Origin of the sequence: Microbacterium trichothecenolyticum, from assembly GCF_000956465.1 — a bacterium.
GTDB lineage: Bacteria > Actinomycetota > Actinomycetes > Actinomycetales > Microbacteriaceae > Microbacterium > Microbacterium trichothecenolyticum.
The window spans coordinates 119,408-134,053 of record NZ_JYJA01000033.1 but is presented as its reverse complement, the minus strand read 5'-3'; the positions used below and the strand labels follow the sequence as shown (position 1 = coordinate 134,053).

Genomic DNA, 14,646 nt, shown 5'->3' with positions numbered 1-14,646 from the left:
GTGACAGACCCCGCTCGAGCCGACGATGCCGGCGCTCCGCGCGCTCGCGTCATCCTCGACAACGATTTCGGCGGTGATCCCGACGGACTGTTCCAGCTCGCGCACCATCTGCTGAGCCCTTCGGTGCATGTCGCACTGGTCGTCGCGTCGAAGATCCCCGACTCCTTCGCCGAGTTCGACCCGGGAGTGGTGGAGCGCGGAGTGATCGCGGCGGATCGCATCGTCGAGATGCTCGGTCGTCCCGAACGCGCTCTTGCGGGCGCCGAGACGGGCTTGCGCGCCGGGGTCACGCCGCGGCTCACCGACGCGGCGCGGGCGATCATCGCGGAGGCGCTCCGCGATGATCCGCTGCCGCTCTTCTACTGTGCGGGCGGGGGGCTGACGGACCTCGCCACGGCGTATCTCCACGAACCCGGCATCGCGGATCGACTGACGCTCGTCTGGATCGGCGGTCCGGGCTATGACCCGGCGCATGCGGACGATTGCCGCCCGGCGGAGTTCAACACGACCATCGACCCTGTCGCCGCGGGGGTGGTCTTCGCGTCTTCGATGGCCATCTGGCAGGTCCCCGAGACGACCTACGAACAGTGCCTCATCACCTGGGCCGAGCTCCACCGCCACGTCGCACCGCTCGGACCTCTCGCGGCACACCTCGTCGATTGCCTGGACACCTTCACGGCGATGATGTCCGCGATGCTCGGGTTCAACCGAGGCGAGACGGTCGTCCTCGGCGACAGCCCGCTCGTCCTGCTGACCGCCCTCCGCGGGCCCTTCCATGTCGACCCGTCGTCGTCGCCGTCAGCCCTGCAACCACGGCGTGCGATCAGCGATGACGCCACTTACGGCGACCTACTCGCCGGGGCGCCGCCCGTTCGCGTCTTCACCGCCCTCGACACCCGGCTCATGTTCGGCGACCTGGTCGCGAAGCTCGCTGAAGTCGGAGGGGCCGCATGACGAAGGCGATGATGATCGCGCCCGATCATCCGGCGGAGGCGGCGCCTCTCCTGCGTCGCGAGTTCACGCTCGATCCAGGGCACGGCCCGGTGGACAGCGCGATTCTGCGCACGTCCGCCCAGGGGGTCATCGAGGCGTGGGTGAACGGCATCCCGTCGTCCGACGAACTGCTCGCGCCAGGGTGGACGAGTTACGAGTGGCGCGTGCGTCTCGTCGAGCACGATGTCACCACCGCCGTCGCCGAGCGGACCGTCGTCGCGCTGCGGCTCGGGAACGGGTGGTACCGCGGCTGGCTCGGCTTCACCGGCCAGCGCGCGGTTTACGGAGACGAGCGCGCCGGGTACGCCGAGCTCGAGATCCGCTTCGCCGACGGTCACGTTCAGCGCGTCGGCACCGACGAGTCGTGGCGCGCCGGAACGGGTGAGGTCCTCGCCGACGACCTCTACAACGGCGAGACGATCGACGCCCGCCTGCGGGACCGCTCCTGGCAGCGTCCGGGATTCGACGACGCGCAGTGGGATGCGGTGCACGCCGTCGACGTCGACCCGGGCCGCCTCGTCCCCCGAACCTCACCGCCCGTCCGGCGGCTGGGTGAGCGGGCCGTGGAGCGGGTCTGGACCTCGCCATCAGGGCGGACCCTCGTCGACTTCGGTCAGAACCTCGTCGGGTTCGTACGGGTGCGGGTCTCAGGTCCGGCCGGCAGCGAGATCGTCCTTCGTCATGCGGAAGTGCTCGAAGGCGACGAGCTCGGCACACGCCCGCTGCGGCGCGCCGAGGCGACGGATCGATTCGTCCTCAGCGGCGGCGACGACGTGTTCGAGCCGACGCTCACTTTCCACGGGTTCCGCTATGCGGAGGTCACCGGCTGGCCGGGCGAGCTCGACCCCGAGGCGCTGACCGCGGTCGTGGTCGGATCCGACATCCGCCCCACCGGCACGTTCGCGTGTTCCGACGCACTCCTGAATCAGCTGCACAGCAACGTGGTGTGGGGGATGAAGGGCAACTTCCTGAGCGTGCCGACGGACTGCCCGCAGCGCGACGAGCGTCTCGGCTGGACGGGTGACCTCGCGGTGTTCGCTCCGACGGCGGCGTTCCTCGGCGATGTCGAGGGCTTCCTCGCGGACTGGCTCATCGACGCCGAGCTCGAGCGGCAGGCGACGCCGTTGAGGACAGTGCCCGTCGTGGTCCCGAACGTCATGAAGCACCTCGAGACGGGATTCCCCGAACCGGGCGCGACCGCCGTCTGGGGCGATGCCGCCGTGTGGGTGCCGTGGGCGCTGTGGACCGCGTACGGCCACGAGCAGACGCTCCGCGACGCCTACCCCCTCATGACCGCGCACGTTCGCAGCGTCGAGGCGGCGCTCGCACCCGACGGTGCGTGGGACTCCGGGTTCCAGTTCGGGGACTGGCTGGATCCGGACGCGCCCGCCGATGACCCGGGCAAGTCCAAGGCGCCGGCAGAGGTCGTCGCCACGGCGAGCGCCTATCGCAGTGCGGGCCTTGTCGCCGGGGCGGCGGCGGTGCTGGGCGCGGAGTCGGATGCTGCGGAGTTCCGCGCGCTGCGCGATCGCATCGGCGTCGGCTTCCGCACTCGGTACGTCCACGACGGGCGTGTCGAGAGTGACAGCGCCACGGTCTATGCGCTCGCGATCGTGTTCGGCATCCTCGACGATGCCGACGTGCAGCGCGCCGGCGATCGGCTGGCCGAACTCGTGCGCGAGGCGGGGCATCGCATCAGCACCGGGTTCGCCGGGACCCCGTTCATCCTCGATGCCTTGACGTCGACCGGCCACCTCGACGATGCCTACGCACTGCTGCTGCAGCGCGAGGTGCCGTCGTGGCTCTACCCGGTGACGATGGGCGCCACCACGATCTGGGAGCGCTGGGATTCGATGCTGCCCGACGGCAGCGTCAACCCGGGCGAGATGACGAGCTTCAACCACTATGCGTTCGGGGCCGTCGCCGACTGGATGCACCGGTCGATCGGCGGCATCGCACCCCTCGACCCGGGTTACCGACGCATCCTGGTGGCACCGCAGCCGGGCGGCGGCCTCACGTGGGCGGAGGCGAGCCTCGAGACGCCGCACGGCCGCGCCGCGGTCCGCTGGGATGCGGATCCCGAGCTGCGCCTGCGCGTCGAGGTGCCGGCGGGCGTCGAGGCTGTGCTCCGGCTTCCCGGGCGTGCGGACGAGACGCTGGCGTCCGGCATCCACCATCGATGAAAGGAACCGACCGATGACCGAGATCCACGACGTCGCCCTCGCTGGTGGCGGCTTCGACTTCCGCGTTCGCGTGTATCCCGCGGCCGAGCCGAACGGCTCGCTGCTGGTCTGGCTGCACGGTGGCGCCTTCATGTTCGGCGACCTCGAGATGCCCGAGGCTGACCAGGTCGGTCGCCGTCTCAGTGACAGCGGGATCACCGTCGTCTCCGTCGATTACACGCTCGCGCCACTGGACGCACTGGAGTCGCTCGGTCCGCCCGAGCCGGGCCTCGACATCCCGTCACCCGCCGAGATCCGGACCACCGCGGAGGCTGCGGGGCCGCGGGCGCGGTTCCCGGTCGCGTCGCTGCAGATCGTCGCGGCCTTCGACTGGGCTGTCGCGAACGCGGGCGAGTACGGTGCGGACCCGGGCCTCGTGTCGCTCGGCGGGGCGAGCGCGGGCGGCAACCTGGCCACAGGTGCCGCGATGCGGCTTCGCGACCGCGCGACGTCGCTGCCCGCTCTTCTGGCCCTCGTCTACCCGGTGCTGCATTCGCCACTGCCGGCGGCTGGAGCGGAGCTCGAGTCGCTGCTCGAGGGGCTGCCGCCGTTCCTGACGTTCCCGCCAGAGTCCACGCAGGCGATCAACGCGAACTATCTCGGGGGCGCGACCGACGACGAGGGCTACGCGTTCCCGGGCGGACACGACCTCGCCGGCCTGCCGTCGACGCTCATCGTGAACGCCGACCGCGACCGCTTGCGGGCATCGGGTGAGGCGTTCGCCGCGGAACTCGCGCTCGCCGGTTCCGACGTCAGGCTCGTCCGTGAGCGCGGCGCGGTGCACGGCTTCCTCAACGAGGTCGGCGACGCGGCCGCCGAAAGGACGCTCGGGCTGCTCGCGGGTGCCATCACCCACGCGCGACCGGTTGCCGTCGCGCGGGCGGTGTGACGGGCGATCAGGTGGCGCGCAGGAGCCTCGAGATGTCGTCCGCCGTGGCCCGCAGGCGATCGAGGATCGGTCCGCGCAGCGAGGCGAGATCATGACGCTGCGTCGACACGGCGATGTTGATCGCGGCGGCGGGCTTCGAGGCATCCCGTCCGAACACGGGCACCGAGACCGAGCGCAAGCCGGCCGCGACCTCCTGGTCCTGCAGCGAGTAGCCCTCCTCGCGGATGACGGCCAGGCGCTCGCGCAGCTCGTCGAGCGACGCCGCGGCGTTGGGTCCGGCATCCGTCCCGAACTCGTGAGCAGCAAGCGCCGCGGCCAGCTCCGCGTCGCTCAGGTAGGCCAGCAGGAGCTTGCCCATCGAGGTATAGGCGGCGGGCAGCGTCGACCCGACCTGGATGTTCGCGGTCACGAGATCCGAGTTGCGCAGGCGCGCGAGGTAGAGAACCTGGTCGCCGACGAGCACGCCGAGGTTGACGGTCTCGCCGGACTCCTCGGCGAGGTGGCGCAGCGGCTGCTCGCTGAGCTGGACGAGGCTCGACCCGCGCAGTGCGGCCGAGCCCAGCAGCAGCACAGCGACACCAGGACGGATGGCTCCGTCAGCCAGGCGCTCGAGGTAGCCGCCCTCTTCGAGGGTCGCGACCACGCGGAAGGCGGTCGGCATCGGGATACCCGTGCGCTCGCTGATGTCGCGGAGCTTGAGCGACGTGACGGACTCGTCGAAGAGCCGCAGGACGTCGAGTCCTTTCGCGAGCGCCTCGATGCGATAACGGCTCGGCGTCTTCTCGGCGGACTCGCTCGGGGTCTCTTCGGCTTTCATCGTGTGAAACCGTATCTCTCGGTCCGGAGGCGTGCAATCTCAGCTATCGACGCGGAACGCGCGCAGCTGCAGGGCGAGGGTGGCGTAGTAGCCGACGAGCGTCGTGAGCTCGAACACGACGGCTGCGCCGAGGGCGACGGATGCCGCGTCCCACAGTTCGTCGTCGAGATCGCCGCCGACCAGCTGGAGGGTGACGGCGCCGACGAGCCCTTCGTCGCCCTCGAAGGGCGTGATGTCGCCCCTGCGCAGCGCGGCCAGCTCGGCGTCGCCGAGGCCCACAGCGGCGCCCACCGCCTCGTGGGCTTCGCGCTCGAAGGCGCTGTCCCAGTGGGCCGCCACGAGCAGGATCGCGATCTCTCGCGCGCGCTCGGTGAGCGCACCCCGGTAGCGGATGGCGGAGCCGACGTGCTGGAGCGCGCCGCCCAGGTCGGGGGCGAGCAGAAGGGCATTGAAGGGGCCGCGCAGCGAACCGTCCGGCCTGGTCAGGGCGAAGTGCTGCGGCCCCTGGGCGCGCGGCCCGCCGGCGATCGCGCCGTACAGGTCGGCCTGTGCGGGGGAGAGCTCCTCGGGGCGGAGCGGGGGAACGCGGGGCGGCATCTGTCTCCTCCATTTGACGAATCGCTGGGATCAGCCTACATTCAATCAACGAAAGTCGCTTTCACCCAATGAACTCGATTGCGAGAGACGTCATGGCAGACACCATCCACGCCGCGAAGGCCGCATGGCTCGGACTCGAGGGCGCGCGCGTGCTCGTCGCCGGAGCCGGCGGGATCGGCGGTGCGTGTGCCCTCGCGTACGCCGACGCCGGGGCATCCGTCGCCGTCGTCGACCGCGACCAGCGGGCGCTGGACGCGATCGGCGCCGACCTCGACGCCACAGGGGCGCGGTACGCCCTCTTCCAGGCCGACCTCACCGAGCACGGCGCGGGGGAGCGGGTCGTGGTCGACGTCGTCGAAGAGCTGGGCGGCCTCGACGTGCTGCTCCATGCCGTCGGCATCAACGATCGGCGTCCGATCCTCGAGTTCACCGAGGATGAGTGGGACCACATCCTGCGGGTCAACCTGTCGTCCCTCTTCGGCTTGGCGCAGGCAGCCGGCCGCCACATGGTCGCGCAAGGTCACGGCCGCGTGCTCGCGCTGTCGAGCGTCTCCGGACTTCTGGCCCACCACTCCCACGGCCCCTACGCGGCTTCGAAGGGCGGGATCAACCAGCTCCTGCGGGTCATGGCACGCGAGTGGGCCGCGTCGGGGGTCACGGTGAATGCCCTGGCGCCGGGCTACATCGAGACGCCGCTCACCGCGGGCGAGCTCGCCAAGCCCGGCAAGCGCCAGGATCTGGAGAGCCTCGTCCCGGCCGGCCGTCTCGGCACCCCCGACGAGCTCACCGGCCCCGCGCTCTTCCTGTCCTCACGGCATGCCGGGTTCGTCACCGGCCATGTCATGTACATCGACGGCGGACGCACGCTCGTCTGAGCGCGCTCGACGATTGGAGAACCCCATGACCGACCCCACCCCGCAGATCTTCCCCCGCTTCGCCGGCAAGACGGTGCTCGTCACCGGTGCCGGCACCGGCTTCGGCGCCGAGATCGCCGTCCGCGCCGCACAGGAGGGCGCGAAGGTCGCCGTCCACTACCGCTCCTCGAAGGCGGGCGCCGAGGCGACCCTCGAGCGCATCCGCAAGGCGGGCAGCGACGGCATCCTGGTGCAGGCCGACATCGGCTCGTGGGACCAGATCAAGCGCATGGCCGACGAGGTATGGGCCGCGTTCGACACGCTCGACGTGGTCGTCAACAACGTCGGCGACGTCTCGAGCGAGCAGATGAACTGGGACGAGCTCACGCAGGAGGCCCTCGACGCCGTCATCGACATCGACGTCAAGGGCACGCTCCTCATGACGCACGAGTTCGGCGAGCGGATGCTGGCGCAGGGGCACGGCAACATCGTGCAGGTCGGTTCGACGGTGATCGTGCGCGGCTCGGCGCGGGCACCGCAGTACGCCGCGGCGAAGTACGCGATCCTCGGCATCACCAAGTCCTACGCCAAGGCGTTCGCCCCGGCGGTGCGCGTCAACACCTTCGCGCCCGGGTTCATGGAGACCGAGCGCCTGCTGAACCGCGAGGACTGGAAGAACGGACGCCGCGAGGTGCTGCTGTCGCAGACGCCGATGGGCGTCATCCCGCCGCCCGAGTTCGTGACCGGCGCATGCCTCTGGCTCGCGACCGACGAGGCGGCGCACCTGACCGGCGGCTACATGCTCGCCGACGGCGGATTCAACATGGTCGGCGCCTGAGCGCCCGCCCGATATCTAGGAGACAGAACCCATGAAGCTCATCACCTTCGACGGCGGACGCGTCGGCCGGCTGGAACTCGAGGAGGGAGTCGTCATCGAGCTCGACGTCCCCTCGACCCGCGAGTACTTCGAGCGCGGCGGCGATGTCCGCGAGACCGGAGAGCGGCTCGCATACGCCGACGTGAAGCTCGAGGCGCCGATCCGCCCCAAGAAGTTCTTCCACACGGCGGGCAACTTCGCGGACCACCACAACGAGCTCGAGGCCGTCAATTGGTCGCACCCCGTGCACAAGGGCATCGTGTTCTTCCAGAACGTGGACGCGATCATCGGCCCCGATGACGACATCGTCTACCCCGACCACCTCACGAAGGAGATGGACTACGAGCTCGAGCTCGCCATCATCATCGGCAAGTCGGGAAAGTTCTTCGGTCCCGACGAGGCCGACGACTACATCGCGGGCTTCACGGTGTTCAACGACATCTCGGCGCGCGACATCCAGCGCAAGGAGATGGAGTCGGGCGTCTTCTCGTTCTCGAAGGCGATCGACACGTTCTGCCCCATCGGCCCGTGGATCGTCACGCGCGACGAGGTGCCCGACATGCACGAGCTGCCGATGCAGCTGCGCGTGAACGGCGAGGTGCGCCAGCAGGGCAACACGAACCAGACCCGCATCAAGTTCCCGCACCTGGTGGCCTACCACTCGCCGCAGATCTACAGCGCCGGCGACATCATCACGACCGGCACGATCTCGGGCGTCGCGGCGATCCAGGACAACCCGTTCGACTTCTACCTGAAGCCCGGCGACCAGATCGAGGCGGAGATCACCGGCATCGGGACGCTGCGCAACAAGGTCATCAGCTGGGAGGACCGCTACGGCGAGCCCGCCCCGCAGCGGGTCGACTGGTGAGGCTCGCGAACCTCGCCGGTCGCGCGGTCGTCGTCATCGGCGACCGCGCGGTCGACGTCGAGCAGGCATCGCGTGGGCGCTTCGGCCCCGATCCGCAGGCGCTGTTCGGCGACTGGCAGGCGTTCGCGGAATGGGCGGCGACGATTCCGGATGCCGCCGCTGCAGCATCCGTCGCCCTCGAGGCGACCGAACTCGGCGCACCCGTGCCTCGCCCGCGACAGGTGTTCGCGATCGGGCTGAACTACGCCGAGCACGCCGCGGAGGCCGGATACCCGCCGGACTCGATTCCGGTCACGTTCACGAAGTTCCCGTCGTCGATCGTCGGCCCGAGTACGGTCGTCGAGCTCCCCGAGGGCAACGTCGACTGGGAGGTGGAGCTCGTCGTGGTGATCGGCCGTGAGGCCCACCGTGTCGACCGCGAGCACGCGTGGGAACACGTCGCCGGGCTCACGATCGGCCAGGACCTCTCGGAGCGCGTCACGCAGCTGCAGGGCGCGGCCCCGCAGTTCAGCCTCGGCAAGTCGTTCCCGGGCTTCGGGCCGACCGGCCCCTGGCTCGTGACGCCCGATGAGTTCGCCGACCGCGACGACCTCGCGATCTCCTGCGCGCTGTCGGGGGAGCCGATGCAGTCGTCGAGGACCTCGATGATGCTCTACGACGTGCCCGAGCTGCTGGTGCGGCTGTCGGCCGTGTGCCCGCTCCTGCCCGGCGACATCATCTTCTCGGGCACACCCTCCGGTATCGGCAACCGGCGCACGCCGCCGCGGTTCATCGGCGGGGACGATGTGCTCGTGAGCGAGATCGAGGGCATCGGCACGCTCACCACGCGGTTCACCGACGCGCGCTGACACCCGGTCACCGATGACAGTCGCGCCCTACGACCTCCGCGTCGAGTACCTCCGTGCCCCGATCGGCGTCGGCACGCGCAGCCCGCGCTTCTCGTGGTTCGTCGACCATGCGCGCGCGGCGTGCCAGCTCGAGGTGTCGACCGCGGACACGGTGGTCTGGGCGAGCGGCGAGATCCGGATCGCGGATGCTGCTCCCGTCGTCTACGCCGGCGAATCGCTGACCTCGAACACCGCGTACGAGTGGCGAGTGCGCAGCCGTGCCGCCGACGGCGAGTGGTCGGACTGGGCAGGTTCCACGTTCGAGACCTCGCTGCTGGACGCCGCCGACTGGGTCGCGCCCTGGATCGAACCCGTTCAGCAGGACGCGGTCGTCGAGCGGTGGAGCATCGTCGACTGGGTCCGGGGGCTCGGTCCCGACTCAGCGCCCGAGGATCGGCTCCGGCCCACGCAGCTGCTGCGGCAGCGGTTCGAGGTCGGTCCCGGTGCCGTGCGGGCGCGGCTGTTCTCCACAGCTCGCGGCGTGTACTCCGCGTTGATCAACGGGCGCCGCTCTGACGACCACGTGCTCGCACCGGGCTTCGACAGCTACGAGCATCGAGTGTCGTTCTCGTCGGCGGACGTGACAGCGTCGCTCGTCGAGGGTGAGAACATCCTCGCCGTTGCGCTGGCCGACGGCTGGTGGGCGGGCAGGATCGGCCTCACCGGATCGAGCGCGCAGTTCGGCGCGCGTACCTCGGCGATCTGGCAGCTGCATGTCGACTACGCCGACGGCACGACGCAGATCGTCACGTCGGGCGCCGACGTGCGCAGCGCGATCGGGCCGTGGACCTACGCGGACCTGTTCGTGGGCGAACGATTCGACCGGCGCGCGGTGCCTGCGGGCTGGGATCGGGCCGGCTTCGATGATGACGAATGGATGCCGGTGGCCGAGGCCGGCACGGATCACGCCGCCCTGACACCGTTCCGCGGCGAGCCGATCCGTCGCATCCTCGAGGTCCGCCCGGTGGCGCTCGTCGAGACCGCGCAGGGCACGATCGTCGACTTCGGGCAGGTGCTCGTCGGCCGCGTGCGGCTCCGTCTGCGCGACACGACGGCCGGACAGCGTGTGGCGATCGAGCACACCGAGACGCTCACGGCCGACGGCTCCTGGTTCGCCAACATCGTCGGGATCAACAAGGAGCAGACCGACGTGTTCGTGGCGGCCGGCGGCCCCGACGAGTGGGAGCCGGAGTTCACCTTCCACGGGTTCCGCTACGCGCGCGTCAGGGGCCTGACGACGGAGCTCGCGGTCGACGATGTCGTCGCCGTCGTGCTGGCAAGCGATCTGGAGCAGACCGGCTCGTTCGAGGCATCCGATCCCCGTCTCGACCGCCTTCATCAGAACGTCGTCTGGAGTCAGCGGGGCAACTTCCTGTCGGTGCCGACCGACTGTCCGCAGCGCGAGCGTGCGGGCTGGACGGGAGACATCCAGGCGTTCGTCGGCGCCGCGACGAACAACGCGCAGGTCGTGTCGTTCCTCGAGCGGTGGCTCGACAACCTGCGCGCCGACCAGCTGCCGGACGGCCGGATCCCGATCTTCTCGCCGCGCTCGCCGTTCGATGCCGAGGCCGCGGCGAAGGCGCACGGGATCGGCTCGATCGTGGCCGCTGCCGGATGGAGCGACGCGATCGCCATCGTGCCGTGGACCCTGTACGAGCGCACCGGCGATCGACGCGTGCTCGAGGAGAACCTCGACGCGATGCTGCGGTGGATCGAGTACCAGCGGGCGACGGCGGCGGCGGAGCTGCCCGAGTCCCTCGCGGGCGCCGACCTCGACGCGCCTCGCGTCCGCGCGCAGGCGCTGCTCTACAACTCCGGCGCGCAATTCGGCGATTGGCTGACCCCGAGCACGATGGAGGGGCGGCCGATGCACGAGGCAATCGGTATCGCTCCGGCCCTCACGGGCGAATACCTGGCGCCGATGTTCCAGGCCAACACGCTCACGATCGCGGCGCGCGCCGCCGCGGTCCTCGGGCGGGAGACGGAGGCTGCGGGCCTCGCCGAGCGGGCCGCCCAGGTGCGCATGGCCTTCGCCGCGGAGTACGTCGATGCCGACGGCGACCTGCCAGTGCGACTGCAGGGCGTGTACGTCGTCGCGCTCGCGTTCGACATGATCCCCGCCGAACTGCGCGCCCGCACCGCGGCGCGCCTCGGGGAACTGATCCGCGAGCGCGGGAACCGCCTCGACACCGGATTCCTGTCGACCCCCTATCTGCTGGACGTGCTGTGCGAGAACGAGTATGCCGACGTCGCCCGCGCGCTGCTGTGGCAGTCCGAGATGCCGTCGTGGCTCTACGAGGTCGACCGCGGGGCCACCACGATCTGGGAGGCATGGGACGCGATCTCACCCGACGGCCAGATCCGCCCGATGTCGCTCAACCACTACGCGCCGGGAAGCGTCGACGACTTCCTGTACCGCCAGGTCGCCGGCATCCGCTCCACTGCGCCCGGCTACCGCACCGCGGTGATCGCGCCCGACTTCGAGGCCGGGCTGGATCACGTGCGTGCGCACGTCGGAACGCCCTACGGACGACTGGCCGTGCACTGGTCTGTCGCCGGCGATGCGGCATCCGTGACCGTCGACGTGCCCCATGGCATGTCCGCCCGGCTCGCGATGTACCAGGGCGAGATCGCGCTGGAAGCCGGGCGCTCGCGCCACACGCTGCCTATCGGACGCCGCGCATCAGCTTCAGCACGGGTCTGACCGCGGCGAGCAGGGCGAGGCCGAGCACGATCGCGATCGCCCCGAGGACCGTGAAGTAAGGGACTTCGTCGTCGGGGTTGTAGAACCCGGCGAGCCAGCCGGCGATCGAAGTGCCGAGCGCCACCGAGAGGAAGAAGAGCGCGACCATCTGCGTGTGGAACTTCTCGGGGGCGAGCTTCGTGGTCACCGACAGGCCCACCGGCGAGAGCAGCAGCTCGGCGATGGTGAACACGAACAGGATGCCGACGATCGCCATGAGGGGGGTCGAGTTCGGGCCGCCGTTCGCCCACGGCAGGAACAGCAGGAACGCGATGCCCATGATGATCGACGCGAGGCCGAACTTGACGGGAGTGGAGGGCTGTCGGTCGCCGAGCTTGGTCCACAGGGCCGCGAACACTCCCGACAGGATGATGATGAAGATCGGGTTGATGGACTGGACGAATGACGGCGGCAGTGTCACCCCGAAGATCGTCCGGTCGAGCTGCTTGTCGGAGTAGATCGTCAGCACCGTGAACTGCTGCTGGTACAGCGACCAGAACCCGACGCTCACCAGGAACAGCGGGATGAAGCCGAACACGCGGGACCGCTCATCGGCCGAGATGGCTCTCGAGCGCAGGATGACGACGAAGTAGGCGACTGCCGCGACGGCGGTGACCACGATGACCACCTGGGCGAGGTTGTCGGCGCGGATCACCTGGACGAGCACGAGCACCGCGATCACGACCAGCGCGCCGGCCGCGATCCCGATCCACAGACCGTACCGGTTTCGAGGGAGAGGGTTCGCGACGACGCTCGCCTGAGCAGGCAGCCCGCGCCGCCCGATGGAGTATTGGATGAGGCCGGCGGCCATGCCGATCGCCGCGAGCAGGAAGCCCGCGTGGAAGCCCCACGTCACCTGCGCCCAGCCGGTCAGGATCGGCCCGAGGAAGGCGCCGAGGTTGATTCCGAGGTAGAACAGCGAGAAGCCGGCGTCGCGTCGCACGTCGCGGGGGGCGTAGAGCGTGCCGACGACGGCGGTCGCATTGGCCTTCAGCCCGCCCGATCCCACCGCGACGAGGATGAGGCCGATGCTGAGCCCCCAGTTGCCGGGGAGCAGCGAGAGCGCGATGTGCCCGCCCATGATGACGATCGCGCTGTAGAACAGCACCCGCTCCGAGCCGAGCAGGCGGTCGGCGACCCAGGCGCCGAGGATCGTGGAGAGGTAGACCGTGCCGCCGTAGGCGCCGACGATGCCGGTGGCGATGACCTCCGGCATCCCGAGCCCGCCCTGGGCAACGGAGTAGTACATGTAGAGGAGCAGGATCCCCTGCATGCCGTAGAAGCTGAACCGCTCCCACATCTCCACGAAGAAGATGTGCACGAGCGACCACGGCTGCCCGAAGAACCGCGTGTCGTGGTCGCTCTCCGTGGCCGTGGTGCCTGCGGAATCCGTTCCGCTCGCTGCGGCGACCGTGCCGGTGCGCGTGGCGTCGGCTGCGGCGGTGGCGCCGTCGGGCGGACCTACCGGGACCTGATCGGGCTCCCCTCGGCTCGGATCGTCACCCTGGAAACCCTGCCCACGCCCGTCCATGCGCCTGCTCCCGTCGCCCCGGTAGACGTCAGGCTAGCGACGGGTCGCGCGGCCGCGATAGACCCCGGGGTGAACGCCCTAGTCTGAGCGGGGGCTCACAGAACGGCGCGCACATGCGGATCGGCATCATCGGCGGCGGCGCCGCGGGGCTCGCGGCCGCGTGGCTGCTCGAGCACGACCACGACGTCACGCTGTTCGAGAAGGACGACCGGTTCGGCGGCCACGCGCACACCCTCGACGTCGAGGTCGACGGCCAGGCGCTCCGCATCGACGCCGGGTTCCAGTTCTTCGCGCGCAGCGCCGCCTACGCGAGGTTCAACCGGCTGCTGGACGCGCTCGAGGTGCCGCGCACGACGTACCCGGCGACGCTCACGGTGTCGCACATCGACGGCGCACGGCCCGTCGCGATGCCGCCCTTCCGGCGCGGCCGGCCGGTGTGGTCGTCGCTCACACCGCGGGCGATCGACCATCTGCTGCGCTTCCGTGCGTTCCTGTCGCGCGTGCCGGCGTTCCTCGCCGAGCACGACACGACCGTGACGATCGCGGAGTACGTCGAGCGCGAGCGGCTGCCGAAGGCGTTCGTCGACGACTTCCTCTTCCCGCTGCTGCTCGCGTTCTGGTGCGTCGACCTCGCCGACTTCCGCCGGTTCGCCGCCTACAACGCGCTGTACTACCTGGGGGCGAACCTTCCACGCGGGCTGACGCCGCCCGACCAGAGCGAGATCCCGGGCGGGCTCCGCGTCTACGTCGACGCCCTCGTCGCCTCGCTCGAGCACGCGAACCTGCGCACCAGCGCGCCGGTCGAGTCCGTCACGCGGGATGCCGACGGCACGTTGCTCGTCGAGGTCGCCGGGGCGCAGCATCCGTTCGACCATCTCGTGTTCGCGTGCGACGCGGCGACCGCGCACGATCTGCTGGTGCCGCTGCCGGAGTTCGCCGAGGTGACCTCGCAGCTCGCGCGCTTCGGGTACTTCGACACGACGATCGCGATCCACGGCGACCGGCGGCTGATGCCGCGCGACGAGCGCGCGTGGTCGGTCGTGAACGTGCGGACGGATGCTGCGCACAGCTCGCTCTCGATCTGGAGCCCCTCGCGCGGGGTCGACGTCTTCAAGAGCTGGGTGACGTACGACGACGAGCTGCCGCAGCCGCTCTACGCGACGGCGACCTACCGGCACGGCCTCATCGACACCGGGTACTTCGACGCGCAGCGACGGCTGCGCCCGCTGCAGGGGCGGCACGGGGTGTCGCTCGCGGGGCTCTACACCGCCGACGCCGACTCGCACGAGAGCGCGATCCTCTCTGCGGTCGCGGTCGCCGAGCGGCTCGCGCCGGACTCGGCGCGGCTCGCGCGCTTGCGCGGCTGAG

Annotated in this window: 12 protein-coding genes; 9 read left to right on the top strand and 3 right to left on the bottom strand. The window is 70.2% G+C overall.

The features are described from left to right. The 3 genes from RS82_RS09175 to RS82_RS09165 are packed head-to-tail and all read left to right on the top strand — an operon-like array spanning nucleotide 1 to nucleotide 4,104. Nucleotides 1-954 carry a nucleoside hydrolase gene (locus tag RS82_RS09175; RefSeq protein ID WP_052676761.1) on the top strand — a complete coding sequence of 318 codons (954 nt, stop codon included), beginning with the start codon at nucleotides 1-3 and terminating at the stop codon, nucleotides 952-954. Further along, on the top strand, nucleotides 951-3,176 hold the full coding sequence (locus tag RS82_RS09170; RefSeq protein ID WP_045298554.1) for a family 78 glycoside hydrolase catalytic domain: 2,226 nt from the start codon (nucleotides 951-953) through the stop codon (nucleotides 3,174-3,176). The genes RS82_RS09175 and RS82_RS09170 overlap by 4 nt, the downstream gene beginning before the upstream one ends. A gap of 13 nt (nucleotides 3,177-3,189) precedes the next feature. Then, nucleotides 3,190-4,104 (top strand): alpha/beta hydrolase fold domain-containing protein, encoded by a 915-nt coding sequence (locus RS82_RS09165; RefSeq protein ID WP_045298553.1) that lies wholly within the window; start codon nucleotides 3,190-3,192, stop codon nucleotides 4,102-4,104. 7 nt (nucleotides 4,105-4,111) lie between these two features. Here the strand turns inward: RS82_RS09165 and RS82_RS09160 are convergent, their stop codons facing one another. Both RS82_RS09160 and RS82_RS09155 read right to left on the bottom strand, forming a co-directional pair. Then, nucleotides 4,112-4,921 carry an IclR family transcriptional regulator gene (locus tag RS82_RS09160; protein ID WP_045298552.1) on the bottom strand — a complete coding sequence of 270 codons (810 nt, stop codon included), beginning with the start codon at nucleotides 4,919-4,921 and terminating at the stop codon, nucleotides 4,112-4,114. Nucleotides 4,922-4,960: 39 nt separating this feature from the next. Next, nucleotides 4,961-5,518 (bottom strand): carboxymuconolactone decarboxylase family protein, encoded by a 558-nt coding sequence (locus tag RS82_RS09155; protein WP_045298551.1) that lies wholly within the window; start codon nucleotides 5,516-5,518, stop codon nucleotides 4,961-4,963. Between the two features lie 92 nt (nucleotides 5,519-5,610). Between RS82_RS09155 and RS82_RS09150 the strand changes: the two genes are divergently transcribed. From RS82_RS09150 to RS82_RS09130, 5 genes are read left to right on the top strand one after another with little or no spacing between them, the layout of a single operon-like run. Further along, nucleotides 5,611-6,393, top strand: a complete 783-nt coding sequence (locus RS82_RS09150) for an SDR family NAD(P)-dependent oxidoreductase (protein WP_045298747.1) — start codon at nucleotides 5,611-5,613, stop codon at nucleotides 6,391-6,393. Between the two features lie 25 nt (nucleotides 6,394-6,418). After that, on the top strand, nucleotides 6,419-7,210 hold the full coding sequence (locus tag RS82_RS09145) for an SDR family NAD(P)-dependent oxidoreductase (RefSeq protein WP_045298550.1): 792 nt from the start codon (nucleotides 6,419-6,421) through the stop codon (nucleotides 7,208-7,210). 31 nt (nucleotides 7,211-7,241) lie between these two features. Continuing rightward, complete coding sequence (locus tag RS82_RS09140) at nucleotides 7,242-8,117, top strand: fumarylacetoacetate hydrolase family protein (protein WP_045298549.1); 876 nt, start codon at nucleotides 7,242-7,244, stop codon at nucleotides 8,115-8,117. After that, a complete protein-coding gene (locus tag RS82_RS09135; RefSeq protein ID WP_045298548.1) occupies nucleotides 8,114-8,965 on the top strand; it encodes a fumarylacetoacetate hydrolase family protein in 852 nt (283 codons plus the stop codon). The genes RS82_RS09140 and RS82_RS09135 overlap by 4 nt, the downstream gene beginning before the upstream one ends. A gap of 13 nt (nucleotides 8,966-8,978) precedes the next feature. Further along, nucleotides 8,979-11,708 carry a family 78 glycoside hydrolase catalytic domain gene (locus tag RS82_RS09130; RefSeq protein ID WP_052676760.1) on the top strand — a complete coding sequence of 910 codons (2,730 nt, stop codon included), beginning with the start codon at nucleotides 8,979-8,981 and terminating at the stop codon, nucleotides 11,706-11,708. On the opposite strand, the gene RS82_RS09125 is transcribed toward RS82_RS09130, so the two are convergent. After that, nucleotides 11,671-13,278 carry a peptide MFS transporter gene (locus RS82_RS09125; protein WP_045298547.1) on the bottom strand — a complete coding sequence of 536 codons (1,608 nt, stop codon included), beginning with the start codon at nucleotides 13,276-13,278 and terminating at the stop codon, nucleotides 11,671-11,673. The two genes, RS82_RS09130 and RS82_RS09125, sit on opposite strands and share 38 nt — an antisense overlap. Before the next feature lie 113 nt (nucleotides 13,279-13,391). Here RS82_RS09125 and RS82_RS09120 point away from each other — a divergent pair, with 113 nt between their 5' ends. Continuing rightward, nucleotides 13,392-14,645, top strand: coding sequence for an FAD-dependent oxidoreductase (locus tag RS82_RS09120; protein ID WP_045298546.1), 1,254 nt, complete (start codon nucleotides 13,392-13,394; stop codon nucleotides 14,643-14,645). The last annotated feature ends 1 nt before the right edge of the window (nucleotide 14,646 follow it).

Bases quoted from the DNA above. Each gene is read 5' to 3' on its own strand.
- RS82_RS09170 (WP_045298554.1), top strand. From the start codon at position 951: ATGACGAAGGCGATGATGATCGCGCCCGATCATCCGGCGGAGGCGGCG.
- RS82_RS09165 (WP_045298553.1), top strand. From the start codon at position 3,190: ATGACCGAGATCCACGACGTCGCCCTCGCTGGTGGCGGCTTCGACTTC.
- RS82_RS09160 (WP_045298552.1), bottom strand. From the start codon at position 4,921: ATGAAAGCCGAAGAGACCCCGAGCGAGTCCGCCGAGAAGACGCCGAGC.
- RS82_RS09155 (WP_045298551.1), bottom strand. From the start codon at position 5,518: ATGCCGCCCCGCGTTCCCCCGCTCCGCCCCGAGGAGCTCTCCCCCGCA.
- RS82_RS09150 (WP_045298747.1), top strand. From the start codon at position 5,611: ATGGCAGACACCATCCACGCCGCGAAGGCCGCATGGCTCGGACTCGAG.
- RS82_RS09145 (WP_045298550.1), top strand. From the start codon at position 6,419: ATGACCGACCCCACCCCGCAGATCTTCCCCCGCTTCGCCGGCAAGACG.
- RS82_RS09140 (WP_045298549.1), top strand. From the start codon at position 7,242: ATGAAGCTCATCACCTTCGACGGCGGACGCGTCGGCCGGCTGGAACTC.
- RS82_RS09130 (WP_052676760.1), top strand. From the start codon at position 8,979: ATGACAGTCGCGCCCTACGACCTCCGCGTCGAGTACCTCCGTGCCCCG.
- RS82_RS09125 (WP_045298547.1), bottom strand. From the start codon at position 13,278: ATGGACGGGCGTGGGCAGGGTTTCCAGGGTGACGATCCGAGCCGAGGG.
- RS82_RS09120 (WP_045298546.1), top strand. From the start codon at position 13,392: ATGCGGATCGGCATCATCGGCGGCGGCGCCGCGGGGCTCGCGGCCGCG.